Source organism: Legionella quateirensis, from assembly GCF_001467955.1.
GTDB classification, from domain to species: domain Bacteria; phylum Pseudomonadota; class Gammaproteobacteria; order Legionellales; family Legionellaceae; genus Legionella; species Legionella quateirensis.
Genome location: NZ_LNYR01000036.1, coordinates 55,780 through 56,308 on the forward strand (window position 1 = coordinate 55,780; position 529 = coordinate 56,308).

Genomic DNA, 529 nt, shown 5'->3' on the forward strand with positions numbered 1-529 from the left:
GATGAAGGATCTCCTGAAACTGGTGCGGTGCCTGCATTAGGAGATCCCTCTTTACACTCGGGATGACGGTTGAATTTCGTCATCCTGAACGCAGTGAATGATCTCCTGAATGTGGTGCGGTGCCTGCATTAGGAGATCCCTCGTTATACTCGGGATGACGGCTGAATTTCGTCATCCTGAACGTAGTGAAGGATCTCCTGAATGTGGTGCAGTGCCTGCATTAGGAGATCTCTCGTTACACTCGGGATGACGGTTGAATTTCGTCATCCTGAACGTAGTGAAGGATCTCCTGAATGTGGTGCGGTGCCAGCATTAGGAGATCCCTCGTTACACTCGGGATGACGGCTGAATTTCGTCATCCTGAACGCGATGAAGGATCTCCTGAAACTGGTGCGGTGCCAGCATTAGGACATCCCTCGTTACACTCGGGATGACGGCTGAATTTCGTCATCCTGAACGCGATGAAGGATCTCCTGAATGTGGTGCGGTGCCTGCATTAGGAGATCCCTCGTTACACTCGGGATGACGG